At 68.6% G+C, this 26,578-nt stretch carries 22 protein-coding genes; 11 read left to right on the forward strand and 11 right to left on the reverse strand.

Annotated features, from left to right (window positions below; all coding sequences use genetic code 11):
• Positions 1-4: 4 nt before the first annotated feature.
• Entirely contained in the window at positions 5-2,524 is a 2,520-nt protein-coding gene (locus OJI97_RS03675) for a TonB-dependent receptor (RefSeq protein WP_297661213.1), read from the reverse strand.
• Positions 2,525-3,016: 492 nt separating this feature from the next.
• On the opposite strand from OJI97_RS03675, the gene OJI97_RS03680 reads away from it, so the two are divergent.
• On the forward strand, positions 3,017-4,468 hold the full coding sequence (locus OJI97_RS03680) for an alpha-L-fucosidase (protein ID WP_297661214.1): 1,452 nt from the start codon (positions 3,017-3,019) through the stop codon (positions 4,466-4,468).
• Between the two features lie 461 nt (positions 4,469-4,929).
• Here the strand turns inward: OJI97_RS03680 and OJI97_RS03685 are convergent, their stop codons facing one another.
• From OJI97_RS03685 to OJI97_RS03715, 7 genes are read right to left on the reverse strand one after another with little or no spacing between them, the layout of a single operon-like run.
• Positions 4,930-5,613 (reverse strand): LuxR C-terminal-related transcriptional regulator, encoded by a 684-nt coding sequence (locus OJI97_RS03685; protein WP_297661216.1) that lies wholly within the window; start codon positions 5,611-5,613, stop codon positions 4,930-4,932.
• Between the two features lie 58 nt (positions 5,614-5,671).
• Positions 5,672-7,045, reverse strand: coding sequence for an ATP-binding protein (locus OJI97_RS03690; protein WP_297661218.1), 1,374 nt, complete (start codon positions 7,043-7,045; stop codon positions 5,672-5,674).
• Between the two features lie 6 nt (positions 7,046-7,051).
• A complete protein-coding gene (locus OJI97_RS03695; protein ID WP_297661220.1) occupies positions 7,052-7,738 on the reverse strand; it encodes a response regulator transcription factor in 687 nt (228 codons plus the stop codon).
• Positions 7,707-8,117: a PDZ domain-containing protein gene (locus OJI97_RS03700; protein ID WP_297661222.1), complete on the reverse strand. Its 411-nt coding sequence runs from the start codon at positions 8,115-8,117 to the stop codon at positions 7,707-7,709. The genes OJI97_RS03695 and OJI97_RS03700 overlap by 32 nt, the downstream gene beginning before the upstream one ends.
• Before the next feature lie 42 nt (positions 8,118-8,159).
• Positions 8,160-10,778, reverse strand: coding sequence for a bifunctional lysylphosphatidylglycerol flippase/synthetase MprF (mprF, locus tag OJI97_RS03705; RefSeq protein WP_297661224.1), 2,619 nt, complete (start codon positions 10,776-10,778; stop codon positions 8,160-8,162).
• Complete coding sequence (locus OJI97_RS03710) at positions 10,775-11,173, reverse strand: DUF2147 domain-containing protein (RefSeq protein ID WP_297661226.1); 399 nt, start codon at positions 11,171-11,173, stop codon at positions 10,775-10,777. The genes mprF and OJI97_RS03710 overlap by 4 nt, the downstream gene beginning before the upstream one ends.
• A gap of 13 nt (positions 11,174-11,186) precedes the next feature.
• A complete protein-coding gene (locus OJI97_RS03715; RefSeq protein WP_297661228.1) occupies positions 11,187-11,924 on the reverse strand; it encodes an AcvB/VirJ family lysyl-phosphatidylglycerol hydrolase in 738 nt (245 codons plus the stop codon).
• A gap of 302 nt (positions 11,925-12,226) precedes the next feature.
• On the opposite strand from OJI97_RS03715, the gene OJI97_RS03720 reads away from it, so the two are divergent.
• Together OJI97_RS03720 and OJI97_RS03725 are read left to right on the forward strand one after the other, a co-directional pair.
• Positions 12,227-14,506, forward strand: a complete 2,280-nt coding sequence (locus tag OJI97_RS03720) for an FdhF/YdeP family oxidoreductase (RefSeq protein WP_297661230.1) — start codon at positions 12,227-12,229, stop codon at positions 14,504-14,506.
• Between the two features lie 59 nt (positions 14,507-14,565).
• Positions 14,566-15,159, forward strand: coding sequence for a DUF1345 domain-containing protein (locus OJI97_RS03725; RefSeq protein ID WP_297661233.1), 594 nt, complete (start codon positions 14,566-14,568; stop codon positions 15,157-15,159).
• Positions 15,160-15,197: 38 nt separating this feature from the next.
• Here the strand turns inward: OJI97_RS03725 and OJI97_RS03730 are convergent, their stop codons facing one another.
• Positions 15,198-16,244: an ACP S-malonyltransferase gene (locus tag OJI97_RS03730; protein ID WP_297661235.1), complete on the reverse strand. Its 1,047-nt coding sequence runs from the start codon at positions 16,242-16,244 to the stop codon at positions 15,198-15,200.
• Positions 16,241-18,448, reverse strand: a complete 2,208-nt coding sequence (locus OJI97_RS03735; RefSeq protein ID WP_297661237.1) for an alpha-ketoacid dehydrogenase subunit alpha/beta — start codon at positions 18,446-18,448, stop codon at positions 16,241-16,243. The genes OJI97_RS03730 and OJI97_RS03735 overlap by 4 nt, the downstream gene beginning before the upstream one ends.
• Positions 18,449-18,613: 165 nt before the next feature.
• Between OJI97_RS03735 and OJI97_RS03740 the strand changes: the two genes are divergently transcribed.
• The 8 genes from OJI97_RS03740 to OJI97_RS03775 all read left to right on the forward strand — a co-directional run bounded on the left by OJI97_RS03740 (position 18,614) and on the right by OJI97_RS03775 (position 26,017).
• A complete protein-coding gene (locus OJI97_RS03740; protein WP_297661239.1) occupies positions 18,614-19,306 on the forward strand; it encodes a DUF4129 domain-containing protein in 693 nt (230 codons plus the stop codon).
• The gene (locus OJI97_RS03745) at positions 19,303-20,535 is read left to right on the forward strand and encodes a DUF4350 domain-containing protein (protein ID WP_297661242.1); all 1,233 of its coding nucleotides are present in this window, start codon (positions 19,303-19,305) and stop codon (positions 20,533-20,535) included. The genes OJI97_RS03740 and OJI97_RS03745 overlap by 4 nt, the downstream gene beginning before the upstream one ends.
• Positions 20,525-21,487 (forward strand): MoxR family ATPase, encoded by a 963-nt coding sequence (locus OJI97_RS03750; protein ID WP_297661244.1) that lies wholly within the window; start codon positions 20,525-20,527, stop codon positions 21,485-21,487. Before OJI97_RS03745 ends, OJI97_RS03750 begins: the two co-directional genes overlap by 11 nt.
• A gap of 122 nt (positions 21,488-21,609) precedes the next feature.
• On the forward strand, positions 21,610-22,932 hold the full coding sequence (locus OJI97_RS03755; RefSeq protein ID WP_297661247.1) for a DUF58 domain-containing protein: 1,323 nt from the start codon (positions 21,610-21,612) through the stop codon (positions 22,930-22,932).
• Positions 22,932-23,960 carry a stage II sporulation protein M gene (locus tag OJI97_RS03760; RefSeq protein WP_297661249.1) on the forward strand — a complete coding sequence of 343 codons (1,029 nt, stop codon included), beginning with the start codon at positions 22,932-22,934 and terminating at the stop codon, positions 23,958-23,960. The genes OJI97_RS03755 and OJI97_RS03760 overlap by 1 nt, the downstream gene beginning before the upstream one ends.
• Positions 23,957-24,823 (forward strand): RDD family protein, encoded by an 867-nt coding sequence (locus OJI97_RS03765; protein WP_297661251.1) that lies wholly within the window; start codon positions 23,957-23,959, stop codon positions 24,821-24,823. Before OJI97_RS03760 ends, OJI97_RS03765 begins: the two co-directional genes overlap by 4 nt.
• Positions 24,810-25,505, forward strand: a complete 696-nt coding sequence (locus tag OJI97_RS03770; protein ID WP_297661253.1) for a nitroreductase — start codon at positions 24,810-24,812, stop codon at positions 25,503-25,505. The genes OJI97_RS03765 and OJI97_RS03770 overlap by 14 nt, the downstream gene beginning before the upstream one ends.
• A gap of 17 nt (positions 25,506-25,522) precedes the next feature.
• Complete coding sequence (locus OJI97_RS03775; RefSeq protein ID WP_297661255.1) at positions 25,523-26,017, forward strand: hypothetical protein; 495 nt, start codon at positions 25,523-25,525, stop codon at positions 26,015-26,017.
• A 99-nt stretch (positions 26,018-26,116) separates the two neighbouring features.
• On the opposite strand, the gene OJI97_RS03780 is transcribed toward OJI97_RS03775, so the two are convergent.
• The gene (locus tag OJI97_RS03780; protein WP_297661257.1) at positions 26,117-26,551 is read right to left on the reverse strand and encodes a hypothetical protein; all 435 of its coding nucleotides are present in this window, start codon (positions 26,549-26,551) and stop codon (positions 26,117-26,119) included.
• Positions 26,552-26,578: the final 27 nt, after the last annotated feature.

The raw sequence follows: 26,578 nt of genomic DNA on the forward strand, positions 1-26,578 counted from the left end.
GCGCCTATCGGAACCGATATTCGAGCTGGAGGCCATAGGTTCGCGGCGGCGTCAGCGAATAGCTTTGCGCGACCGCGAGCGTCGGCGAGGATGCGAGCAGATTGCCGAGCGCGCTGTCATAGCCCGTGCTGTTGAACAGATTCTTCACATAGGCGATGACGCGGTAGCGGTCGTCACGGCCGGACCAGATCGCCCGCAGGTCGACCTGATCCCAGGACGGCATACGGTTATAGGCGCGGTTGAAGATGTTGCTGTACGCCGAACTGCGCCAGGCATAATTGCCCGACAGCGAGAAGGTGCCCGGTTCGAACGCGATGCTGTACATCGCGTTGAGGGCGACCTTGTGGCGCGGCGTGTCGGAAAGCCTTGCCCCGACGACGCTCTGCGGCTGCTGGCCGTTGGCGGCGGGCCCCGACGGCTGCGCGCCCGGCTGGACCGCCAGCGGGTCCTGCCCGTCGACGAAGCAGCATCCGTCGTCGATCCGCGAATGGCCGAAACCATAGTTGAACGACAGATGCAGCGGATTCGCCGGTTGCCACGCCAGCTCGACCTCGACGCCATAGCTTTTCGAGCTGGCGAGGTTGAAGAATTGGGTGAGCTGCGCGCCGCCGGGCTGCGACACGGTCAGCGGCACCTGAAGCCCCTGATAGTCGTAGTAGAAGCCCGCCAGATTGAAACGCAGCCTTTTGCCGACCGTCTGCTTATACCCCGCCTCGAAGGCGTCGATATGCTCGGCCCCGGTCTGCGGCAGCGCCGAAATGCCGCCGGCGTTGAAGCCGCCCGATTTATAGCCGCGGCTATACCGCAGAAAGGCCAGCTGATCCTGTGTCAGCTGCCATTCGACCGCGACGGTTCCGGTCACGGCGTCCCAGCTGTTCGCCAGACCGCGCCGCGCGATGCCCGTCGCCGGATCGATCGTGACGGGGGAGGTGACGCCCGGCGCCGGCAGGTAGGAAATCTGCGTGGGAGTCAGGTCCAGCGCCGGCGTATACGAGCCGAGCTGATCGGGCGAGACGCTCGGGTCGCAACCCAAGCATATGATCCTGAAGGCTTCGGTCCCGCTTTTCTTGTCATGGGTGTAGCGCAGGCCGCCGGTGATGCGGAGCGTATCGGAGATCTGATAATCGACCTGACCGAACGCGGCGATCGATTTCGTCGTCAGCGTCGACGCCGCGTAAACGAAATCGCCCAACGGATTGAGCGGCGCGGGCAACCCCGTGAGCGCGGTGGGCGCGCGCAGCTGCAACTGATCTGGCGCGTTGAAGTGTGATTCCTGCGATAATGTCTCCTGATAATAATAAACGCCGGCGACCCATTGGAATGGCCCGCCGGTGTTCGAGGTCAGGTTCAGCTCGCCGCTGCCGAATGATTTCTTGTTGCGCAGATTGAGCTGCGATGCGGGATATACCGTCAGCGCGGTGCAGCCCGGAAGAAAGAGGTCGCATAGTGAACCCGGCGTGACCGGGAAGGGATAGGAAACGACCCCGGTATCATCGAGCGCATAGGAATTCTCGATGCGATAATGCTGATAGCCGCCCAGCAGGTGGACGTCGAAGGCCGGGAGCGTCCATTTGATGTCGCCGGTCACCCCGAAATTGTCCCGCATCCGTTCGCGCTGGGTGGTGACGGTGCTGAAATGGCGAATATCGGTCGCGCCGGGCGGTTGCGGATTGGGGTTGAGCGCCACGACCCCGGGGACCAGATAGCCGAACGCCGATCCGGGTGTGATCGACCCGGTGGGGTAGGGCGCGAAATCATAGCCGTCGATCCGGTTGAGATTGCGCGGATTGAGGTCGGTGCGACCGGTGAAAAGCTTCACCCAGGCCGTGACATCGGGGCCCAGATCCGCCTCCAGCTGCAGTTCCAGATAGCGACGCTTGCCGCGGCCGCCTTCGCTGATCCCGCCGGCGTCGTTTTTGAAATAGCCGCGGTTCTGGTCGGAAAAGGCGCCCGCCAGCCGCGCGCGGAGCCCGCCCGTGAGCGCACCTGATACCGCCCCCTCCAGCGTGTAGAGGCCATAGTTGCCCACCGTGCCGCGCAGGTCGGCTGCGAACGCTTCGGTCGGCCGCCTGGAGATGGCGTTGATCGCGCCGCCGATCGAATTGCGCCCGTAAAGAGTGCCTTGCGGACCGCGCAGCACTTCGATGCGGTCGATGAAGAAATCGGATGCGGCGATCGAACTGGTCGACGCATCGTAAATGCCGTCGGTATAGGTCGACACGCCGGGGTCGCTGCCGTTGGTGTTGGTCTGCCGCCCGATCCCGCGAATGAAGACCCGATCATTGCTCGCCGAATAGCTGAGGCCCGGCGTGAAGTTCGCGACATCCTGCAGAGTCGTGATGCCGGCGAGCTGGCGCGCATCGGCCGTATAGGCCGAAATGGCGAGCGGCACGTCCTGCAGATTGACGCTGCGCTTTTCGGCGGTGACGACAATTTCGGCGAGCCCCGAAGCCCCGTCCGTCGTCGCGCTTTGATCCGCCGCCGGTTTTGCGTCCTGCGCCTGCGCCGCAGCCGGTATCGCCACGAATGCAACGCTCGCCAACATCCAAGACATATTTCGCATACCACGCCTCTCCCGCCGCCAGCGATTCTGCTGGTCGATTATTGGCGCGATGGGTCCGCGGACGCGGATCCCACGCTTTTTAAAGCGAAATGCCGTCGCGGCATCTCCCCCGGGGACTTTGTTATCGGTGTTTTATATATGAGTCTATAACGATATATCGAACTTGTGGCATTTGCCCGAATGGCGATCCCGTCAAGGCCCGCTCGATCGGGTCCTCCAGAGCGCGTCGGGACAGGCCATCCCGCTGACAAGCCAGGGATAGTGGGCGATGGATTCACGCTTTTGCCGATATAATAATTATAAGATAGATTTTTCTATGATTATAGAATTAACTGGAGCGGCGCATGGGAGTGCGGCGGGACAGATCGCCGCGACGATGGCGGAACAGGGGAGAAACGGGATGAGTGGGCCGCTTCGCGCGAAATATGGGCCGACAGGCAGGAGCACCCGCTGATGCCATCCGCCGCTTCCACCCTTGCCGACCTCAACGCGCGCGCCGTGCCCGACTGGTATCACGACGCCAAGTTCGGGATTTTCATCCATTGGGGCGCCTTTGCCATTCCCGGATTCGCCCCACGCCTCGGTTCGATCGGCGAGGCCTTTGCCAGGGACTATGACCGCGCGGTCGCGATGGTTCCCTATACCGAATGGTATTGCAATGCGATCAAGGTCCCGGGGACGCCCTCTGCCGAATTCCACCGGGCGCATTATGGCGATGCGCCTTATGAGGATTTCAAGCAGCCGTTCGAAGCCGGGCTCGATCGGTGGGACCCCGCCGCCTGGGCAGAGGCGTTTCGCGATGCCGGCGCGCGCTATGTCGTGCTCGTGACCAAGCATCACGATGGGCTTTGCCTGTGGCCCAGCCAGGTCGCGAACCCGCACCGGACTGGGTGGACGACCGGGCGCGACATCGTCGGCGACCTCGCCGCGGCGGTGCGCGCGGCGGGCTTGCGCTTCGGGGTCTATTATTCGGGCGGGATCGACTGGACCTTCAACCGGCGCCCGCTGCGAACGCTCGGGGATTTCCTCGCTTCGACGCCCGGCGGCGAATATCCCGCCTATGCGATGGCGCAGGTGCGCGAACTGATCGACCGCTACGAACCGTCGGTGTTGTGGAACGACATCAGCTGGCCGACGCGGGCCGGGCCGCTGTATCGGCTGTTCGCCGATTATTATCGCGCGGTTCCCGACGGCGTGGTCAACGATCGCTGGGTGGCGGCCAGCCTGCAGCGCGACGCCCTGAAGATCCCGCTGGTCCGGCGCTATGTCGATCGCAAGATCAAGGCGGCGATCGCCCGGCAAGGCGCCGATGCGTCGAAGGGGATCATTCCGCCGGAAATTCCGCACAGCGACTTTCGCACCCCCGAATATGCCGCCTTTGCCGAAATCCAGACCAGGAAATGGGAGGCGACCCGCGGGATGAGCCATAGCTTCGGCTTCAACCGCAACGACACCGAAGCCGATTACGCCAGCGCCGAAACGCTGATCCATGACTTCATCGATGCCGTGTCGCGCAACGGCAATCTGCTGCTCAATGTCGGGCCGCGCGCGACCGACGCGGCGATTCCGGGCGAACAGCTCGGCCGCCTCAGGCAGTTCGGGGCGTGGCTGCGCGCGAATGGCGATGCGATCTATGGCACGAGGCCGTGGGCGCGATCGGACGGCGAAACCGAATGCGGGCAGGCGGTGCGCTTCACCGCCGCGCCGGGGCGCGTGAATCTGATCTTCAAGGGCCCCGTTGCATCCACCCGACTCGTGATCAGGAATCTGACCGTCACGGGCGCGGGCAAGCGCCTCGACGACGGCAGTCCGGTCACGATCGAGCCGCAGGGACCGGATTTGCGGGTGACCTTCACCGACCCCTGCGCCGACCCGATCGGCACGGCCGTCGCGGTAGCGGTCTAGGGATTGTGGGGATTCAGCCATGTGCGGACTGATATGAGGATTCATCGTGTCGATCAGGATTCGCGCAGAGATTGCAGAGATTTTGGTTCACGCGGAGACGCGGAGAGGCCGGTTCGGGCCGACAGGCCCGCGCTTTTATTCGGGGATGCGGCAGGCCGCGGCGTTGCGGTAGGAAAGCCGCTTCGCGGCAACCCCGATCTCTCCGCGGCTCCGCGTGAACTTCGACTCTCCCTCTCTGCGATCTCTGCGCGAATCCCATCTACGCCAGCTTTCGCCGCCAAGCTGCCGCTTACATGGCTCGCAGCTCCGGGGCCGATCGCCCGGCCGGTTTGGAACCGGCGGAGGTGGAACGTCCTCCGCCGGTCCCGGCTGGGATCCCGCGGTCAGGTGGGGTTGACCGCGGGCACGAACGGCGATGCCGATGGGGACCAACTCAAAGGCACCCGTCCGTTCGCTTTCCCTTATAGACGAGGCGAGGCTTCGATGGCCGCGCCGAAACGCGCAGTTGCACCATATTGGAGATTATTGGTCGCCAGTTCGGCGATGAAGGCGAGGCGGAGCAGTTCGGCGACGCTGCCCGCGTCGGTGCGCCGCATGATGTTCGCGCGGTGAACCTCGACCGTGCGCGGGCTGAGATCGAGCCGCCGCGCGATCGCCTTGTTGCCGAGCCCGGCGGCGAGCGCGTCCAATATGTCGCGCTCGCGCGGAGTCAGCGCCGCAAGCCGGGTTTCGGCCTCGCGCCGCCGTGCGAGCGCCGCGCCCCGCGCCGCCCAATCGGCGACCGCGCCGTCGATCGTGCGGCGGACGAGGCGCGGGTCGAGCGGCGCGGGGAGCAGGTCGTGCGCGCCGCCGCGCAGGATCGCGCGGCTTTCCTCGATCGTCAGCCGGCTCGCGGCGACGAAAGCGGTGATGTCGCTGCGTCCGGCGATGCGGCCGAGCAGCGCTTCGCCGCCGGCGCCGCCGGGCTGGCGCCAGTGGAAGAGCAGGATCGCGCAGTCGGCGTCGGCGCCCGCCTCGACCCAGGCGTCGCCGCTCGCGAAGCTGCGGACGATCCGCCCGGGCCGGTCGGCAAGCGTGCGGAAACAGGCCGCGCGCTCGACCGCGTCGGGAAGGATCAGATGGATAGGCGCGCCCCGTTCGCTCACGGCCCCAGACTGGCGGCGCGCGCGCGCGCCGCCTAGCGCGGTCGGGTCGGCTTCGGCGTCAATCCGAAGCGATCGGCAGGTCGAGCGTGACGATCGTTCCGCGCGGATCGGCGCGCGCGATCGCCATCCGCCCGTCGTGCATGTGCGCGATCGTCAGGGCGAGCGACAGGCCCAGCCCCGCCCCCGAGCCGCCGCGCGCGGGATCGAGCCGGACGAAGCGCTTCGCCGCCTCGCCGATGCGGTCTTCGGGAATGCCGGGGCCGTCGTCGGCGACCGACAGCGCGACCCCCCTTCCCGCCCCGCGGACCGCCGCGAGCCGGATGACCGAGCCGCCGCGCGCATATTTGAGCGCATTGTCGATCAGGTTCGACAGCGCGCGGAGCAGCATTTCGCGATGCGCAACGACATCGAGTTCGCCGGGGGAATCGACGCGGATCGCGAAGCCTTCGTCCTCGGCGAGCGGGCCATAGACTTCGGCGAGATCCTCGAGCAGCGGGGTGAGCGCGAAGCGCGCGAACTGGTCGCGGCCGATCCCCGCCTCGGCGCGGCTGATCTCGAGCGCCGTGTCGAGCAGGCGGTGAAGGCTGTCGGCCTCGTCGATCGCGCCCGCAAGCGCGGTGGTGGCGGTTTCGTCCCGCGTGCGGCCGAGCGCCTGTTCAAGCACGGCTTTCAGCCGCGACACCGGCGACCGCAGGTCGTGTGCCATCGAATCGGTGACCATGCGCAGCTCGCCGACCAGCGTCTCGATCCGGTCGAGCATCGCGTTGATCGACACGCCGAGCCGGTCGAAAGCGTCGCCGGTCTCGTCGCGCTCGACGCGCGCGTCGAGCTTGCCGCCCGCGATCGCCGCGGCGGCGCGCGCGAAGGCATCGACGCGGCGCGCCAATATCCAGGCGGCGAGCGCCGCGACGATCGCCGCGAGCAGGATTCCCGCCGCGAGCGCATAGAGGAAAGCCGCCTGGCTGGCGCGCGCGAGCTGCGCCTGCGCTTCGAGCACTTCGCCGGTCAGCAGCACGCGGCCATCGGGGAGCCTGGTCGTGACGATCCCCATCTCCTCGGCGGCTTGCCCGCCCGCGCGGAACAGACTGATCCGGCGCCAATCCTCGGCCGGGCCGACCGTCGCGGGCCATTGCGCAAGATTGCCGGCGACCGGGGCGCCGCCGGGGCCCTTCAGCAGGACGACGAAATTGCGGTCGTCGCGTGCCGCCAGCCGGTCGCGGATCGCGCGAACGAGCCCGGCCTCGCCCTCGCGCCGATATTCCTCGGCGAAATCGTCGCGCGCGACCTCGGCAGCGGTGCGCGCGTCGGCGAGGATCGTCGCTTCGGTGAAGCGGTGGATGATCGTCAGGCCCAGCGCGAGCGCCGCGACCTGGACAAGCAGCAGCGCCAGCGCCAGCCGGACCGTCGTCGATTGCAGGAAGCCGCGCTGCATCGGGCGCTAGTCGGCCTTGCCGAGCATATAGCCCGCGCCGCGGATCGTGTGGACGAGCGGCCGCGCGAAGCCGTCGTCGACCTTGCGGCGCAGGCGGCTGACATGGACGTCGACGACATTGGTGCCGGGGTCGAAATGATATTCCCACACCCCCTCCAGCATCATCGTCCGCGTGACGACCCGTTCCTTGTGGCGCAGCAGATATTCGAGCAGGCGGAACTCGCGCGGCTGAAGGTCGATGCGCTTGCCCGCGCGCGTGACGCGGCGGCTCAGCAGGTTCATCTCCAGATCCTCGCAGGCGAGGACGGTCTCGACCTGCGTGCCGCCCGGGGGCCGCGCGATCAGCAGTTTCAGCCGCGCGAGCAGTTCGGAAAAAGCGAAGGGCTTGACCAGATAGTCGTTGGCGCCCGAGGTCAGTCCCTCGACCCGCGCGTCGACCGCGCCGAGGTTGGAGAGGATGAGCACCGGAGTCGCGACCTTCGCCGCGCGCAAGGCCGCGAGCACCGCCATCCCGTCCATCCCCGGCAGCATCCGGTCGAGGACGATCGCGTCGTAACTGCCGTCGGTCGCGTGGAACAGTCCGTCGCGGCCGTCGGCGGCATGATCGACGACGAAGCCTTCGCCGGTCAGGCTCTTGACGATGAAGTCCGCGGTGGTCGGGTCATCTTCGACGACGAGAATCTTTTGCGACATGCGGTTCCTTGGAGCGAACGGATGGGGCGCGGCCGGGCAGATGCTTATAGCGGCTCTCGCCCGCATGGCGAATATGAAGCAGCGGGCCGCTGCGCGCATCGCTTCGCATCGCTCGCCCGACCGACGAAAGCGAGGCGATCGGCCGACCGTCGATGCCGTCGATCACGTCGCCCGCCGCGATATCGGCCCTTGCCGCCGGACCATTGTCCTGGACGCTGGTGACGACCAGCGCGAGCGGCGCATGGGGGGCCTTGCGCTTGGCCTCATAAGTCAGGCCGGGAAGCTGGTCGGTTCGCTGCCGGTGCGGCGGGGCGACCAGATGAATGGCGAGGGCGATCACCGCCGCGAGCGTCAGCAGCAGGGCGCCCGCGGGCGGCATGGGTCGCGGCGTCGGGGGGCGGGGGGACACGGCCTGCACCGCCTAGGCCAGCACCAGCGACGGCGGGGCGGTCTTCTTTCCCGCCGGCGGGCGGCTGACGATGCGATGGACCGCCGCCATGCTCCGCGCGAACGCCATGCCGCGCGGGCCGGCGACATAGCGCGGTTCCCAGTGGGTCGCGAATTTCGCCTTGTAGCTTCGAAGGCCCCCGAAGCCGTAGAGCATCTCGCCGTGCCGGAACAGAAAGGCGGCGCCGCGCGCCCACGCCGGGGCGAGCTTGCGCCCGTCGACCCCCGCGAGCGGCGCGATGCCGAGCGTGAAGCGGCGATAGCCCTGTGCGCGCGCATGGTCCATCAGCCGGATGAACAGATAATCCATCACGCCATAGGGCAGGCTGGCGACGTGGCGCATCAGGTCGACCGACATCTCCTCGCGGTTCGCCGTCGCGAGAATATTGGCGAAAGCGACGATCCGTCCCCCGATCCGCACCACCGCGCAGGGGAAATGCGCGAGATAGCCGGGATCGAAATTGCCGAGGCTGAAGGCCTTTTCGCGTTGCCTTTTCGCGCGCAGCCAGTCGTCGGACACGGCTTGCAATTCGGCGACATGGTCCGGCACCCCAGCGGCGGGAAGGATCGCGAAGCTGGCGCCGTCCTGGACCGCGCGGCGTTCGGCATGACGAAGCGTCTTGGCGTGCGGGCCGGCAAGCGTGAAATCGGCGAGATCGACCTGCGCCTCCTCGCCATATTTGACGATGGCGAGGCCGAGGTCGATCGCATATGGCAGCGAACGCGCGCCGATCTGATAGAGAAGCAGGCGTCCCTGCGCAGCGTCGGCGCGTTCGCGCAATTTCCACAGCAGGTCGGACCAGCGCGCCTCGTTGCCGACGGGGTCGCCCATGACGATCCAGTTCGCGCCCTCCACCCGGTACATCAGAAAGGCGTCGCTCTCGTCGGCGAGCAGGAAGCGCTTGTCGCCGGTGAAGGCGAGGAAGGCGTCGGTGTGGTCGGCGAGCGCGAGCGCGGGCGCAAGCTGGTCGAAGCCGACCGCGGCCGTTTGCGCCGCGCGCGGCGACGGCGCGAACAGCCGCCAGAGCGCCAGCCCCGTCAGCAGCACCGCGATGCCGAACAGCGCACGCAGGAAGCGCGGCGCGTCGCCCCGCAGGCTGAACTGCCACCACAGACTGCTGTCATAGGCGACATGCTTGTAGGCGAAGAAGCCCGCAAAAGCCGACGCCAGGATCGCAGTCAGCGCGGCCGCGATCCAGCCGGTGGAGAGCGGCGCATCGATCAGCGACGTCCGGCGATAGAAGGCCGGACGGCTCCATTGCAGCGCCGTCGCGATGCCGGAGAGGATCAGCGCCTCCTCATAGTCGAACCCCTTGACGAGCGAAAAGAGAATCGCCGCGACCAGCAAGGCGCGCGTCGCCACGAAAGCGCCGTCGAGGCGGCGGAGCAGCCCCGGCGCCAGAAAGAGGAGCAGCGTGCCCGACAGGCTGGCGGCGAAATGCGAGGCCTCGACGAAAGGCAGCGGCACGAGATGCTTGAGGTCGTGCATCCGCGCCGCGTCGGCGGGGGTCGATCCCGACAAGAGCAGGATCAGCCCGCCCGCGAAGACAAGCGCGGCGAGCAGCGGCGGCGCCAGTTCGCGCAGCAGCGATTGCCCGGCGGCCGCGAACTCCCGCGCCGGGACATGCCACGCCCGGCTTTCATGCCACGCGAGGAGCAGCGCGGCGAGCAGCAGCGGGAGAAGATAATAAAGCACGCGATAGGCGAGCAGCGCCGCGAGCAGCTCTGCCTTGTCGCCGGGCACGGTGGCGATCACCACCGCCTCGAACACCCCGAGCCCGCCGGGGACGTGGCTGACCAGCGCCGCGACGATCGCGAGCGCATAGCCGAGGAAGAAGAGCGGCCACGCCGAGGGATCGGGGGCGGGAAGGAGAATGTAGAGCGCCGCGCTCGCGGCGGCGAGGTCGAGCGCGGCGACGAGGGTCATCGCCGCGCTCATCGCCGGGCCGGGAATCGGCGTGCGCCATCCGCCGATGTCGATCGCCTCGATGCCGAAGGTGCGCAGCAGCGGCGGAATACAGCAGAGCGCGACGACGACCATCCCCGCGACGTGAAGCGAAGACAGCGACAGGCCCCAATGCAGGATCGGCGATATCTGCGTGCTCGTCGCGGCGGCGAGCCCGGCGAGCAGGATCACGCCGCTCCAGAAGGCGAGGCTGGCGAGTGCGATGACGCTGCCGATTTCGCCGCCGCCGAGCCCCGCGGCGCGATAGACGCGGTAACGCGCCGAGCCGCCGGTGAGCAGCGCGAGCCCCAGATTGTGGCTGAGCGCATAGCTGGTGAAGGAGGCGAGCGCGGCGGTGCGCCACGGCAGCCGCTTGCCGAGGACGCTGAGGGCGAAACAGTCGTAGAGAGTGAGGAGCAGATAGCTGGTGGCGGTCAGCGCCAGCGCGCCGAGTATCTGCGCCGCCGACAGCGCGTCGAAGGCGTGGCGGATCGCGCGCGGGCGCACCGAGTGGAGCAGCCCGAAGAGCGCCGTAAGGCCGAGCATCGCAACGGCGAGCGCCGCGAGGATCGACAGCAACCGCCTGTTCGCGCGGCTCCACGCCGCCACCTGCGCCAGGACACGCGCGCCGATTCGCGCCGCCCTCATTGCCGGGTCCAGTCCTGCCGCTTGCAGAGCAGCCCGCCGAGAATGCAGCCCGAGATGCGGAGGCCGTTCGGCCCCTTCTGTTCGATCGTCGAATAGAAGCGGCGGCCCTGATCGGGAACATAGACCTGCCCGGTCCAGCGCGCGCTGCCGGTGCGGCGATAGCCGACGAGCAATTCGGTGCCGATCAGCGACTGCACCCCGGCATCGCGCGCGTCGGCCATCGCCTGCGGGCTTGCCCAGACGATATTGCCGCAGAGCAGTTCGCCGCACGGGCGGGTGCGGACGCGGACCGTGCCTTTCGGATTCTGCCAGACGCCGATCGGCGAAAGGACCGGCTGCGGCTGCGCCAGCCCGGCCGATACCGCCAGCAGAACCGCCATTGCCATCGTCTTCATCGCAAACTCCTCGTCATCGGGCGTCTCCGATCGCGCGCAGGATCGCCGCGGCGAGCGTCGCATCGTCGCCGTGCAGCCGGTGGCCGCCGGGCAGCACGACGCGGTGGACATTCGGCATCGCCAGTTCGGGGCACAGGCTGCCGCGCTCTTCGGCGCCGCGGATGCAGGTGACCGGCGCCCAGCTCAGCCGCGACGCGGTGGGCCAGGCGAGCGCGTCGGGAATCTCCCACCCCGCCAATTCGACCGGCGAGGCGCGAAAGACGATGTCGTGACCCGGAACGACCAGGATGACCGCACGGACCGGACCCCGCGCGGCGGGCGACAATTCGGCGAGCCCGGCGTGGAGCATGTCGGCGCCGAACGACTGGCCGATCAGCACGACCCGGCCGGTCCTGCCGAGCGCCAGGGCGCGGCGCATCGCCTGTGCGATCAGCGCCGCCGCTTCGGCCGCGGTGCGGCGCGGCGAGAAATAGGCAAGGCTGTTGACGGTGACGACCGCATAGCCGCGTGCGTGGAGCCGCGCCGCGACCTTCGGCGTCATGCCGATGCGGTCCCCCATGTCGCCCGACAGCATGACGATCGCGGGGCGGTCCGGGCCGGCCGCGGCAGCGGGCCGGTCGTGGAAGACGCCGCGCCGATACCAGCCGGCGTGGGCGTAACAGGCGACGGCGCCGAGCAGGACGAAAAGCAGCGCGAGCGCGGCCGCCCATATCCATGGTCTTCCCGATGATGGCCGTTTGCCGTTCGCCATGCGCCGCTTTTAGGCGCCCCACCCGCTCCGCAAGCTGACGCGCGGATTACGATATTGTCATCTGGCGGTCATGCCGCGGACGGGCGGCGGCGCCTAGCAAGGGGGTGTCCGGGTTTGATTGCGTTCCCGGACGACCCTGACCGCAGGAGGGCGCGGGTTTCACCCGGCACCCGCTAGCCCGCGCCCGCCTGCACCCGGCCAGCCCTCGCCCCTGGGGGCTGGCCGCTTTTCGTCCATGGGCAATGGATAAGTCGGCGCCGCTATGCTTTAATCGCGCGTCGAAGCAACTGCCGGAACGCGCGATGGCTGAAGATGCACCCCGCTACAAGACTTACAACAGCCCCGCCGGCGGCTGGGGCGCGGCGGCGGCGACCGCGAAGGTGCTGCTCGAACAGAGCGTCGTCACCAAGGGATCGCGCGCGCTGTTGGCGATGAACCAGCCCGGCGGCTTCAAATGCCCGAGCTGCGCCTTTCCCGACGCGGTCTGCACCAAGAAGCTCGAATTTTGCGAGAATGGCGCGAAGGCGCTCGCGCACGAGGCGACGAAATTCCGTGTCACCCGCGATTTCTTCGCGGCGCACAGCGTGACCGAGCTGATGGACCAGTCGGATTACTGGCTCGAGATGCAGGGGCGGCTCACCGAACCGATGCGCTACGACGCGGCGAGTGACCATTATGTGCCGGTCGGCTGGGACGAAGCGTTCGCGACGATCGGCCGCCACCTTCGCGGCCTCGACAGCCCGCACCACGCCGAATTCTATACCTCGGGCCGCACCCCGAACGAGGCGGCCTTTCTCTATTCGATCTTCGTGCGCGAGTATGGGACCAACAATTTCCCCGACTGCTCGAACATGTGCCACGAACCGACGAGCCGCGGCCTGCCGCCCGCGATCGGGGTCGGCAAGGGCACGGTGGTGCTCGACGATTTCGACCATGCCGAGGCGATCTTCGTCATCGGGCAGAACCCCGGCACCAATTCGCCGCGGATGATGACCAATCTGGTCGAGGCGCGGCGGCGCGGGGTGCCGATCGTCGCGGTCAATCCGATGCCCGAACGCGCGCTGATCCGCTTCACCGAGCCGCAGGACGTCGTGCAGATGGCGACCTTCGGCTCGACCCCGATCGCCAGCGAGTTCGTCCATATCCGCATCGGCGGCGACCTTGCTTTCCTCAAAGGCATGATGCGCGCGATGTTCGAGCGCGAGGCGGCGGGCGAGGTGATCTTCGACCGCGCCTTCATCGCCGAACATACCGAGGGCTTCGTGGCGCTGGAGGCGGATATAGCGGCGCAGGACTGGGCTGCGATGGTCGAGGCGTCGGGCATTTCGGAGGAGCAGATCCGCCGCTGCGCCGACATCTATGTTCGCTCGAAGGCGACGATCATCTGCTACGGCATGGGGATCACCCAGCACCAACTCGGGTCGAGCCTCGTCCAGCAGATCGCGAACATCCTGCTGCTCAAGGGCAATTTCGGTCGGCCGGGCGCCGGAATCTCGCCGATCCGCGGCCATTCGAACGTCCAGGGCGACCGCACCGTCGGCATCGACGAGAAACCGGCCGCGGCCTATCTCGACCGCGTCCGCGACGTTTTCGGCTTCGATCCGCCGCGCGAACACGGCCATCACACCGTCGAATCGGTCGAGGCGATGGAGCGGGGCTCCGCGCGCGTCTTCATCGGGCTAGGCGGCAATTTCGTGCGCGCGATTCCCGATACGGCCCGCGCCTATGACGCGATGCGCACGCTCGACCTGACCGTCGGCATCGCGACCAAGCTCAACCGCGGGCATCTCGTGCATGGGCGCGAGGCGCTGATCCTGCCGGTGATCGCGCGCTCGGAGCGGATCGAGACCGCGGCGGGCGAGCAGTTCGTGACGATCGAGGATTCGATGTCGAACGTCACCGCCTCGCGCGGCGTCCTTGATCCCGCAAGCGCCGACTGCAGGCCCGAGGTCGAGATCGTCTGCCGCATGGCGATGGCGGCGCTGCCCGAAAGCCGGGTCGACTGGGCGCGCTACATCGACGATTATGGCGCGATCCGCGACAAGATCGCCGAGGTTTATCCGGCGCTCTACGAAGGCTTTGCAGAGCGGATCGCGGCGCCGACGGGCTTTCACCTCGACGTCGCGCCGCGGCGCCGGGTGTGGCTGACCCCCAACGGCAAGGCGAATTTCCTGATCCTGCCGGGGCTTGCCGCCAATGCGCCGGTCGACGACCCCGACATGCTGCGGCTGGCGACGGTGCGCTCGCACGACCAGTTCAACACCACCATCTACAGCTACAACGACCGCTATCGGGGCGTTTACAACGACCGGATGATCCTGTTCGTCAATGCCGGGGATCGCGCGGCGCGCGGGCTCGATCCGGGGGCGAAGGTCGCGCTCGAAACGATCGCCGCCGACGGGTTCGCGCGGCGCGTCGAAGGACTGACGCTGATCGACTATCCGATGCCGCGCGGCGCGGTCGCGGGCTATTATCCCGAACTCAACCCGCTGCTGCCGCTCGAACTGTTCGACCGGGTCAGCGGCTGCCCCGCCGCCAAGTCGATCCCGGTGCGGATCGTCGCCGCGCCGCCGGCCGCCTGACATCGATGGGGTCGCGGCGCTTTGTTCCTGGCGAGCATGTCGCGCCGGCGCGGTTCCTGTTGTTCGCCGCGATCTTCGCGCTCGTCGCCGGGCTCGCGGCTGCCTGCGGCGTCCGCCCGCGCACGGCGCTGCTGGCCGGATTCGACATCGCGGCCTTTGTCTTTCTTGGCGCGCTCGCCCCGCTGTTCGCCGCCGATCCCGCCGCGATGCGGCGCACTGCCGCGCGCAACGACGCCAACCGCGCCGTGCTGCTCGCCCTGTCGGTTCTGCTGTCGCTGGTCGTTCTGTTCGCGGTGGGATCGCTCATTGCCAGCCCCGACGCGCTCGGCGCGGGCGACATCGCGCTGATCGTCGCGACGCTCCTGCTCGCCTGGCTGTTCGCCAATATGGTCTTCACGCTCCATTATGCGCATCTCTATTATCTGCAGGCGCGCGGGAAGGATCGCGGCGGGCTGGAGGTGCCGGGGGTGAAGGAACCCGGATATTGGGATTTCCTCTATTTCAGCTTCACGCTCGGCATGACCTTCCAGACGTCGGACGTCACCATATCGGGCGCGCATATGCGGCGCGTCGTGCTCGGCCATTGCATGGCGGCGTTCGTCTTCAACATGGGAATATTGGCGTTCACCGTGAACGCGATCGGCGGGTCCTGACCGGCGGCGATCGGCCCCCTGATACAGAGGGTCCCAACCTATCCCGTCACCAGCGCGCGCTGTTCGGCGCGGCCCATCGACAGCAGGATCGGGTCCGACGCCTGCCGCGCCATGAAATCGCCCTTGCCCGCGATGCCCTGCCACGCGATGCCGATCAGCGCCTGCGCGATCGCGCCGCCCAGCGTGTCGCCGGGGCCGGGCAGGATGACGACGTCGGGCGCGAACTCCCTGACCGCGACCTCGACCGACAGCGCGAAATCATAGGGCGCGAGAATCTGGTGGCCGAAGGTATAGTCCCACATCTCAATGGGATCGGACGCGAAGCGCCGCCAGATATGGCCGCGACCGTCGATCAGCGGGATCGCGGGCGCGCCGAACAGCGACGCGGGCAATTCGGCCTTCGCCTTGTCCGAGCTGCCGATCATCAGCGGGGTGTGAAAAGGACCATGCCCCGCGAGCCGCAGGGGATCGCGCCCCGGGGTCGGCGGCGCTTCGGCGGCGAGCGCGGCGAGACCCGCTTCATCGCCCGCGAGCACGAGCATTCCGGCAAGGTCGATCGACACCGCCAGCGCATGGCCCGGCCGCGCGCCGATATCGGCGACGAGCGCGAGCAATGTCTCGCGCAGCCCCGGCACCGGCCGCCAATCCGCGTCGACGATCTGCAGCAATATCTGCCCGCCCGGCCCGTGCGTCTGGCTGTTGAGCCCCATCGCATTGCTGATGCGAAAGCCGTCCTCGATCGACACCGCCCCGCCGAGCGCAAGCGCGCTATACCAGCCCATCGAATTGCCGAGCGCCGCGACGACGTCGTATTTTTCCCGGTCGATGCTCAGCCAGTCGAGCGCGGTGGCGGCATAGATCAGCGGCGCCGCGACATCGCCGCGCATATGCGTCGCGACGCTGAAGCGCTCGGCGCCGTCGAGTTCGCTGACCGTCGGCTGCCCGCGCACGCGGCGCTGCGCGTCGAAATCGGCGATGAGGCCGGCGAAGCGCGCGCCGTGGAGCCGCGCGATGCTGCCAAGCTCGCCCTTGCCATAGGTGCCGCGGCCGGGTGCGACTACGATCGCGGTCTTGCGGTCGCTCATGCCAGCAACTCCTTCGCCGCTGCCACAATCGAATCGCGGCTCGGCAGAGTCAGCGTCGCCGCCCGGCCCAGCGGGATGAAGCTGTCGTCGGCGGCGAGGCGCGCGAGCTTCTTCTCAGGCGTATGCTCGACGAACAGCGCCATCAGCGCTTCGCTCTGCGACCCGGTGATGCGGCATTCGTCGACGATCAGGATGCGCTTCGCATCGCCGACCGCGACGACGAGCGCCTCCTCGTTCACCGGATTCAGCCAGCGCAAATCGATCACGCGCGCTTTCACACCCTCGGCCGCGAGCAGTTTCTCGGCCTGCCGCGACAAATAATATCCATTGCCATAGGTGACGATCGCAAGGTCGGTGCCGTCGCCATGCACCCCGACCTCGCCGAACCGGATCGGCGCGCCCTCGCCCGGCGCCTCATAGACGCTGGTCCACAGGCCATCGCCATCCGCGTGCAGGTCGCGGGTCATGTAGAGCGCGATCGGCTCGACGAAGACGACGACGCGCTGCTCCTCGCGCGCCAGCCGCACGCATTCGCGCAGCATATGCACCGCATCGCGGCCGTTCGACGGCACCGCGAGGATCACCCCCGGAATGTCGCGGAACACCGCGAGGCTGTTGTCGTTGTGGAAATGGCCGCCGAAGCCCTTCTGATAGCCGAGCCCGGCGATGCGGATCACCATCGGGTTAGTATATTGGCCGTTCGAGAAGAAGCTCAAAGTCGCCGCCTCGCCGCGAATCTGATCCTCGGCATTGTGGACATAGGCGAGGAACTGAATCTCGGGCATCGGCACGAAGCCGTTGTGCGCCATGCCGATCGCAAGCCCCAGGATCGCCTGCTCGTCGAGCAAAGTATTGACGACGCGCGCCGAACCGAAGCGCTGGTGGAGCTTGGCGGTGACGTTGTAGACGCCGCCCTTCGGCCCGACATCCTCGCCCGCGACGACGATTTCCCTGTGCGCGAGCATCAGGTCGGCGAGTGCCCACGACAGCAGCCGCGCCATGTGCATCGGCTTGTCCATCTGCGCGGCGTCGCTGCCGAACAGCGCCTTGCGATCCTCGGCCGACGGCGTGTTCGCGCGGGCCAGATCGCGCTTCGGCGGCACGAGACTTGCCATCACCCCCGCGGGGGTGGTGATCTTCGGCCGCTTTATCGCCGCCTCGGCCTGCCGCGCGAGCGTGGCGCCGATCTCCGCATAGGCGTCGGCGACGTCGGCGGGGGTCATCCAGCCCTGCTCGGCCATCAGCGCCGCACCCGCGAGCAGCGGGTCGCGCGCCTCGTCGGCCTCGATCAACGCTTTCGGGAGATAGGCGCCCTGCACGTCCGACCCGGCATGACCATAAAGCCGCACCGTGCCCATGTGCAGGAACACCGGCTTGCGGGTGCGCCGCGCATGGTCGGCCGCCTCCTTCGCCCCGGCATAGGCCGAAACGAGATCGGTGCCGTCGCACCGGATATAGTGCAGCCCGGCGCGGTGGCGGAACTGCGCCTCGATCCACCCCGTCGGCGTGCGCGTCGAAATGCCGATGCCATTATCCTCGCAGAGGAAAATGAGCGGCATCGGCGAGCCCTGGAACGCCGACCAGCCCGCGGTGTTGAACGCGCCCTGCGCGGTCGAATGGTTCGCCGACGCGTCGCCGAAGCTCGCGAGCACCACCGCATCGCCGGGCAGCGGACAATCCTCCATCCCCAGCCTTCGCGCGATGCCGATCGAGAAAGCGGCGCCGACCGCCTTGGGCAGGTGCGAGGCGATCGTCGAGGTCTGCGGCGGGATGGCGAGCGGCTTCGACCCGATCACCTTGTGCCGCCCGCCCGAGATCGGGTCTTCGCTCGACGCCGCGAAGCTCAGCAGCATGTCCCACGTCGGCGTCCCGCCCGGAAGCTGGCGCGACCGGTGGAGCTGGAAGGCGTTCGAGCGGTAATGGAGAAACGCCATGTCGGTGACGCGCAGCGCCGCGGCGACGGCGGCATTGCCCTCGTGTCCCGACGATCCAATCGTATAGAAACCCTCGCCCCGCGCCTGTAACGCACGCGACAGGCGGTCCATCTGGCGGCTGGTCAATTGCGACAGGAAGATATCGGTCGCTTCCGCGCGCGACAGGCCGGCCGCAGCAGGATCGGGCGCATCGGCGCTCCGGGCCAGCGAACCGCTCGCCAGCGCGGCGAGGAATTTTTCATGTACTGCCTCAGCCGCGTCCACCGCCATCCTCCGTCCGCTTTGCCGATCCGGTTGCGAATGAAACCACCGGCTCTGGTCTGGCGCGCGCTAGAACCAGGCCGGCCGGCGCGCAAGCATCTCTTGCCTTCTCGCGGCGCGTCGCGCTACCACCTTCGCGATGACCGAGCAGGGCGGGGCACTCTTTTTCCTATGATGTCGCTGTGGATCGCGCAGGCGTCGGCAAGCGGCTCGCCGGAAACCGGCGACGGGCAGGGCTGGCTCCTCGATCCCGAGCTTCTGGGTCCCGGCTATAGCCAGACGATCGCGGGCGGCACGATCCAGACGGGCTTTCCGCCGCCACCGCCGCCGCGCGACAATCCGCAATGGGACCTCGGCTGGCTGCGCGATTTCTTCGAATGGACGGCGCCGGCGCTGAAGCCGTTGCTGTGGATCGGCGCCGCGGCGCTGCTGCTGCTCATCCTCTATCATTTCGTTCCCGCTTTCGCCGATTGGGTCGACAATCTCCGCTTCGGCCGCAAGCGCCGCGGCGAGGAAGCCGAGGAAAGCATCGGCGAGGCCGAGGCGGGCGCCGCGCGCGCGCGGCTTGCCGATGCCGACGCGCTCGCCGCCGCCGGGCGCTTCGCCGAGGCGGTGCACCTGCTCCTCTATCGCAGCGTCGACGACATCGCGGGGCGCCGCCCCGGCCTCGTCCGCCCGGCGATGACCTCGCGCGAGCTCGCGGCGGCGGCCGACCTGCCTTCGGTCGCGCGCCATGCCTTCAGCCGGATCGCCCGCGCGGTCGAGATCAGCCTGTTCGGCGGCCGCTCGATCGACGAAACCGCATGGCAGGAATGCCGCACCGCCTACGCCGAGCTCACCGTGCCGAAGAATTGGGCGCGGGCATGAACAGCGCGCGCGGCGGCAGCCATGGCTTCAACCCGCTGCTGATCGCGGGGCTGGTTCTCGTCGGCGTCGTCGCCTTCATCGCGCTCTGGGCGCTGGTCGCGCTCGGCCCGCAGCTATCGAGCGGCAACGACGGCGGCGGCCACGCACTGTCGAAAGCGGCGCCGGGTTTCGCCGCGATCGTCGACCTCGCCGAGCGCGCGGGCGCCGATGTCGAGCTGCGCCGCCACGTCGATTCCGCAAGCTCCGAAGAACCGGGCCCGTTGCTGATCCTCACCCCCAAGCATGAGAGCAGGCCCGAGGAGATCGCCGAACTGCTGAACCGCCAGGACGACCGCGTCCTGATCGTGCTGCCCAAATGGCAGACCCTTCGCATTCCCGGCCGGACGCCGAAGCCGGGTTGGGTCAGCTTCGGCATTCCGATCGCGCCCAGCAGCGCGCTGATCCCCGAAGCGCCGCTCGGCAAGGTCGATATTCGCACCCCGGACGCCAAGGCGCAGAGGGTCGCAGCCGACGTCGGAGGGCGGCGGTTTTCGGCCTATCTTCCCGAGGATGCGCAGGTCGTCGACGGCGACGGCATCGAACCGCTGATCGCCGGCGCGAACGGCGGCGCGGTGCTTGCGCGCGCAAAGGACCGCGACATCTATATCCTCGCCGACCCCGACCTGATCGACAATCTCGCCTTCGCGTCGCGCAACAGGGCGCGCGCGGCGGCGATGCTGATCGATGCCGTCGCCGAAGACGCCGCCGCCGACGGCTTTGCCTTCGACCTGACGCTGAACGGTTTCGGCGGCCAGCGCTCGCTGCTGCGTTTTGCCTTCGTACCGCCCTTCATCGGCATCACCCTCTGCCTGATCGCGGCGGGGCTGCTCGCGCTGTGGCAGGCGTGGGTGCGCTTCGGCCCGGCGCTGAAGCCCGGCCGCGCGATTCCGGTGTCGAAGGCGGCGCTGATCGCGAACAGCGCCGACCTCGTCCGCCAGGCGCGCCGCGAACTCGACGGCGCCGACGCCTATGTGGCGAGCCAGCGGAGCGCGATCGCGCGGCGGCTGCACGCCCCGACCGGGATCGACGCGCAGGCGACCGACGCCTGGATCGACCGGCGGCTGAAAGCGGGCAGCGACCTGTTCTCCGCGCTGGCGCGGCGGCTGCCGCTCGCGCGCAACAAACATGAGTTTCTGGAGGGCGCGCAGGCGCTCAGCGACATCAGGAAGGAATTACTCCGTGACGGCTAATATCGAGAGCGTCCAGGCGCTGGGCGCCGTGATCGAGGGCGAGGTCGCCAAGGCGGTGTTCGGCCAGGCGTCGCTGACGCGCATGGTGACGATCGCGCTGCTCGCGGGCGGGCATGTGCTGCTCGAAGGCCCGCCGGGCACCGCCAAGACCCTGCTCGCGCAGGCCTTCGCGCGCGCGGTCGGACTCGACTTCGGGCGCATCCAGTTCACCCCCGACCTGATGCCCGGCGACATATTGGGATCGAACCTGTTCAACTTCCAGACGTCGAGCTTCACCCTGACCAAGGGGCCGATCTTCACCGAGCTGCTGCTCGCCGACGAGATCAACCGCACCCCGCCCAAGACGCAGGCCGCGCTTCTGGAGGCGATGCAGGAACGCCGCGTCACCATCAACGGCGAACCGCACGCGATGAGCCCGCGCTTCACCGTGCTCGCGACGCAGAATCCGATCGAGCAGCAGGGCGTCTATCCGCTGCCCGAGGCGCAGCTCGACCGTTTCCTCTTCAAGCTCGTCGTCGACTATCCCGAGGCGGCGGAGGAGCGGCGGATCGTCGCCGACCATGGCGGCCGCTTCAAGAGCCCCGCGGTCGCCGATTTCGGCGTTGCGCAAGTCGCCGATGCCAGGGCGATCGGTGCCGCGATCGACGCGATCGCGACCGTCCGCCTTGCCGAGGAGATCGTCGACTATATCGTCCGCCTGATCCGCGCGACGCGCGCGAGCGCCGACCTTGAATGCGGCGCGTCGCCGCGCGCCGCGACCTTGCTCGCGCGCGCCGCCTGCGCCGCGGCGGCGCTCGAAGGGCGCGACTATGTGATCCCCGACGACGTCCAGCGCCTCGCCGCCGGCGTGCTGCGCCACCGCGTCATCCTGTCGGCCGCCGCCGAGATCGAGGGCCGCAGCGTCGAACAGGTCGTCGCCGACATCGTCGAGCGCGAGGATGTGCCGCGGTGATGGGGAACCTCTTCGACAATGTCATGTGTCCCCGCGAAGGCGGGGACCCAGGGAAGGCCGGCGCACGGTCGCTCTGGGTCCCCGCCTTCGCGGGGACGCGCGACGATGGGGTGGCCTGAAAGATGGCCGTCTACCCCACCCGGCGCGCGATTTATCTGCTGCTGCTCGGTGCCCCGGTGGCGCTGGCGCTCGGGCTGATCCGGCCCACGCTGTGGATCGTCGCGCCCGCGTGGATCGGCCTGATCCTGATCGGCCTGCTGCTCGACGCGATGCTCGGCGCCAGCCCGCGGCGCCTCGCCCTCACCGCCGAGGCGCCGCGTCAGGCGGGGGTCGGCGATCCCTTCGACCTCCGGCTCGTCGCGACCGGCCCTGCGCTGCCGCGCCGGGCCGAAATGGCGCTCGCGCTCGACGAGCGCTTCGCCCCCGGCGGGCGGCTCGCGGGCGAGATGCTGCGCGCGAACGATGCCGGGGACGCGCTCGTCCGCACCCTGCCGCTTGCCGCATCGCGGCGCGGGCAGGCGCACCTCGAGGCGCTGTGGATTCGCTGGGCGGGACCGTTCGGCCTCGTCTGGAAACAGCGCCGCTTCGCGCTCGATCGCGTGATCGCGGTGGTCCCCAGCCTGCGCGCGGTGACCGAGGAGGGGCGCCGCCTGTTCCAGCGCGATAGCTGGTTCGGCCTTCGCCAGCAGCAGCGTCGCGGCGAAGGCAGCGAATATGAGGCGCTCGCCGAATATCAGCCGGGGATGGACCGGCGCGCGATCGACTGGAACGCCTCGGCGCGTCACGTCAAGCTGCTCGCCAAGGAATATCGCGTCGAGCGCGACAACCGCGTCATCCTCGCGATCGACGGCGGGCGGACGATGGCCGAACCGGTGGGCGGAATGCCGCGCGTCGACCGCGCGGTGTCGGCGGCGCTGCTGCTCGCCTTCGCCGGGCTGAAGCTCGGCGACCGCATCAGCCTCTTCTCCTTCGCCGCCAAGCCGCAGGCGCTGACCCCCGCCTATATGCACGTGCAGGATTTTCCGGCGCTTCAGCGCGCCGCGAGCCTGATCGACTATGCGCCTGTCGAGAGCAATTTCACCCTCGCGCTCAGCACCCTCGGCGCCCAGCTCAACCGCCGCTCGCTGATCATCCTGTTCACCGAATTCACCGACGCGACGAGCGCCGACCTGATGATCCGGGCCGCCGGTCGGCTGGTGAAGAAGCACCGGCTGCTGTTCGTCGTCATCCGCGACGACGAGGTTGAGGAGGTCGAGCGGCGGCGGCCCGAAAGCGCCGCCGACGTCACGCGCGCGAACGTCGCCGCGGCGATGCTGCGCGACCGGCAACTGGTCATCGCGCGGCTCCAGCGTCTCGGCGCCGACGTCATCGAGGTGCCCGCCGACGCGATGGGCGCGAGCGTGGTCGAGGCCTATCTCGGCATCAAGCGCCAGGGGAGCCTGTGATGCAGCCCGTGAGCGCGGCCGAGCTTCCCGCCTTTTCGACCAGCCGCTTCCGCGCCGAGCGCGAGGCGGACTGGATCGCCTTCGACCTGCTGCTGACCAGGCTCGAAAGGAAGGGCGCGGCGGCGCTGACCAGCGACGAACTGCTCCAGCTCCCGATCCTCTACCGCGCGACGCTATCCTCGCTGTCGATCGCGCGCGCGACCAGCCTCGACAAGGCGCTGCTCGGCCATCTCGAAGCGTTGTCGATCCGCGGCTATTTCCTCGTCTATGGCGTGCGCGAGACGCGGGCGAGCCGCCTCCGCCGCTTCTTCCGCTACGACTGGCCCGCCGCGGTGCGCGCGGTGTGGAAGGAAACGCTGATCATCGCGCTCGTCATCGTCCTCGGCGCGCTGACCAGCTATGCGCTCGTCGCGAGCAACCCCGAATGGTATTATAATTTCGTCCCCGAGGAGATGTCGGGCGGCCGCGACCCGCACGCGACGGTCGATTATCTGCGATCGACGCTCGGCCACGGCAAGGCGGCGGCCGGCGAGCAGAGCAGCGGGCTCCACGTTTTCGCGACCTATCTCTTCACCCACAACAGCCAGGTGTCGATCCTGTCCTTCGCGCTCGGCTTTGCCTTCGGCGTGCCGACGATGATGCTCGAATATTATCAGGGCATCGGGCTCGGCGCGATGCTCGCGCTGTTTTCGGGCAAGGGGCTGGGGGTCGATTTCGGCGGCTGGCTGTTCATCCACGGCACGACCGAGCTGTTCGCCGCCGCGCTGTCGGGCGCCGCGGGCCTGCGGATCGGCGCCGCGGTGGTCTTTCCGGGCGCGCGCGGCCGGCTGGAGGCGGCGGCCGACGCGGGGCGGACCGCGGGCAAAGTGATGATCGGCGTCATTCTGATGCTGCTCGTCGCCGGCGTGCTCGAAGGCTTCGGGCGCCAGCTCATCACCGACACGATGCTGCGCTATGCCATCGGCACGGTGATGCTGCTCTTCTGGCTCGCCTATTATTATATCCCGCGCCGCGAGGATGTCGCATGACCGCCGCCGCTCACGCGAAGCTGCGGTCGGCGCAGGCCAGGAAGGTGCGCGAATTCGTGACGCCCGAAGGCGTCGATCTGCAACTGCGCATCGCGAGTTCGGGGCTGCGGCTCGGCGCGCTGGTCGTCGATTTCGTCATCATCAACCTGGCGCTGCTACTCTTCACTTTGCTCATGGTCTGGATCGGCTTTGCGGTGAAGGGCGGCGTCGCCGAGGTCGTCTGGATGCTCGGCGCCTTTGTCCTGCGCACCTTCTGGTTCATCGGCTTCGAGCTCGGGTCGCGCGCGGCGACCCCGGGCAAGCGGATGATGGGCATCCGCGTCGTCGCGCGCGACGGCGGACGGCTGACCGCCGACGCGGTCGTCGCGCGCAACCTGATCCGCGAGCTCGAACTCTTCCTGCCGCTGATGATGCTCGGGGTCGGCGCGGCCGAGGACATGGTGTCGGGCTGGACGCTTCTTGCGGGCGTGATCTGGTCGCTGACGCTCAGCCTGTTCCTGCTCTTCAACCGCGACCGGATGCGGATGGGCGACCTGATCGCGGGCACCTGGGTCGTGATGGCCGAGCGCGCGAAGCTCGACAGCGACATCGCGGCGGAGGCGGAGGCCGGGGCGATCCGCTTCACCGACGCCGAACTCGCGGTCTATGGCATCTATGAGCTTCAGGAGCTCGAACGCATCCTGCGCGCCCGCGATCCGCGCGCGATGCGCGAGGTCGCCGACACGATCCGCACCAAGATCGGCCGCCCGGTCGCCGAAGAGGATGACGTCTTCCTGCTTTCCTATTACCGGCAGCTCAAGGGCCGGCTCGAACGCGCCCTGCTGTTCGGCAAGCGACGTGAGGATAAATATGCCAGCGACTGACACGCTCTCCCCTTCGGTGACCGAGGCGCTGCATCGCCGCCGCTCGGTCCGCGCCTTCACCGACGCGCCCGTCGATCCCGATGTGCTGAAGGCGGTGTTCGCCGCCGCGCAGCGTGCGCCGTCGGGCGGTAACCTTCAGCCGTGGCAGGTCACGCTCGTCACCGGCGAGCCGTGGGAACGCGTCAAGACCGCGGTCGCGGCGCGCATCGCAATGGGTCGCGAGGGTTATCAGCCCGAGTATGACATCTATCCCAAGGGCCTGACCGATCCGTGGGAAAGCCGCCGTTTCGGCGTCGGCGAAGCGCTCTACGCCTCGCTCGGCATCCCGCGCGAGGACAAGGCGGCGCGGCTCGCTCGGTTCATGGAAAATTACCGGGGTTTCGGCGCACCCGTGATGCTTTTCCTCCATTGCTCGCGCATCATGGGGCCGCCGCAATGGTCCGACATGGGAATGTGGCTGCAATCGGTGATGCTGCTGCTCGTCGAGCAGGGGCTCGCGAGCTGTCCGCAGGAATGCTGGGCGATGTACGGACAGACGGTGCGCGAGACGCTGGGCCTCGGGGAGGATCAGATCTTGTTTACCGGCCTCGCGATCGGCCACGCCGATGCGGGGGAAGCAGTGAACCAATGGCCGGTCCCGCGCGTGGACGTGGATGAGGTGATCGATTGGCAGGGTTTTTGAGCATGGGGTTTCGGACAATGAGCGGCAAGCAGGCGGGAAGCGGGCTGGCGATCGTCCTGGCGTTCGCGATGGCGGGCTGCGCCGCGGTGCCGACCCCGCAGGCGCCGCCGCCCGCCCCGGCGCCGCGCCCCGCGCCGACGCCCGCGCCCCTGCCGTCACCGAGCCTGTCGTGGGAAGAGCGCGCGCTGAATCCCGGCGGCTGGCGCTACGACGCGGGTAGCCGTACCGCGACCTTCGCCCAGACGGGCAGCGCGAGCCCGCTGCTGACGATGCGCTGCGCCGGCGGCAACCTCCGCCTGACCGCACCGCTCGACGGCGCCGTCGCGCTCCGCACCAGCGCGGGCACCGACCAGATCCGCTTCGACGGCGGCGCCGCGACGGTGCCGGGCCGCGACGCGCGGCTCGACCGCATCGCCTTCAGCCGCGGCCGCTTCGCGCTCGAATCGGGCAGCGGCGCGCTGACCCTGCCGGTGCAGTCCGAGATCGGGCGGGTCATCGAGGATTGCCGATAGCACGTCGCCCCCGCGCAGGCGGGGGCCGTCAACGGCCTTGGTCTTCGCTGCTGCGTAAACCGACAGCGGCCCCCGCCTGCGCGGGGGCGACGTTTGCTCTCAGGCCCCCAGTTGCACCGTCCCGCCCCTGATCCAGCCCCAGCGGCACGGCCCCTGATATTCGCGCGCGTTCGCGACCGAGCGGCCGACGCCGCACATATCCTCGTCGATCCCCGGCCCCGCGAAGACGATGCCGAACCAGGCGTCGTCGTCGGTCGCCTCGCACACCGACACTTTCATGGTGCCCGCGAGCTTCGCCTTCACCGCGCGCGTTTCGCCCGGCGCCCAATAGACGTCGGTGCCGCCCGCCTTGACGCGGCTGGTGCTCGCGCAGGCGGGCAGGCTCGGTCCCTCGGTGCCGATCATCACTGCGCGCGTCGCGAGCGGTTCGCCCGCGACGGCGGGGGCATTGTCGGCAGGGGGTGCGGGCTGACTGCACGCCGCGAGCGACAGGGCGAGGAGCATGGCAGCGGGGGCCGGAAGACGATGGATCATGCCCCGAAACTAGCCGCCGCGACGCGC

Source organism: Sphingopyxis sp., assembly GCF_025869345.1.
Classification (GTDB): domain Bacteria; phylum Pseudomonadota; class Alphaproteobacteria; order Sphingomonadales; family Sphingomonadaceae; genus Sphingopyxis.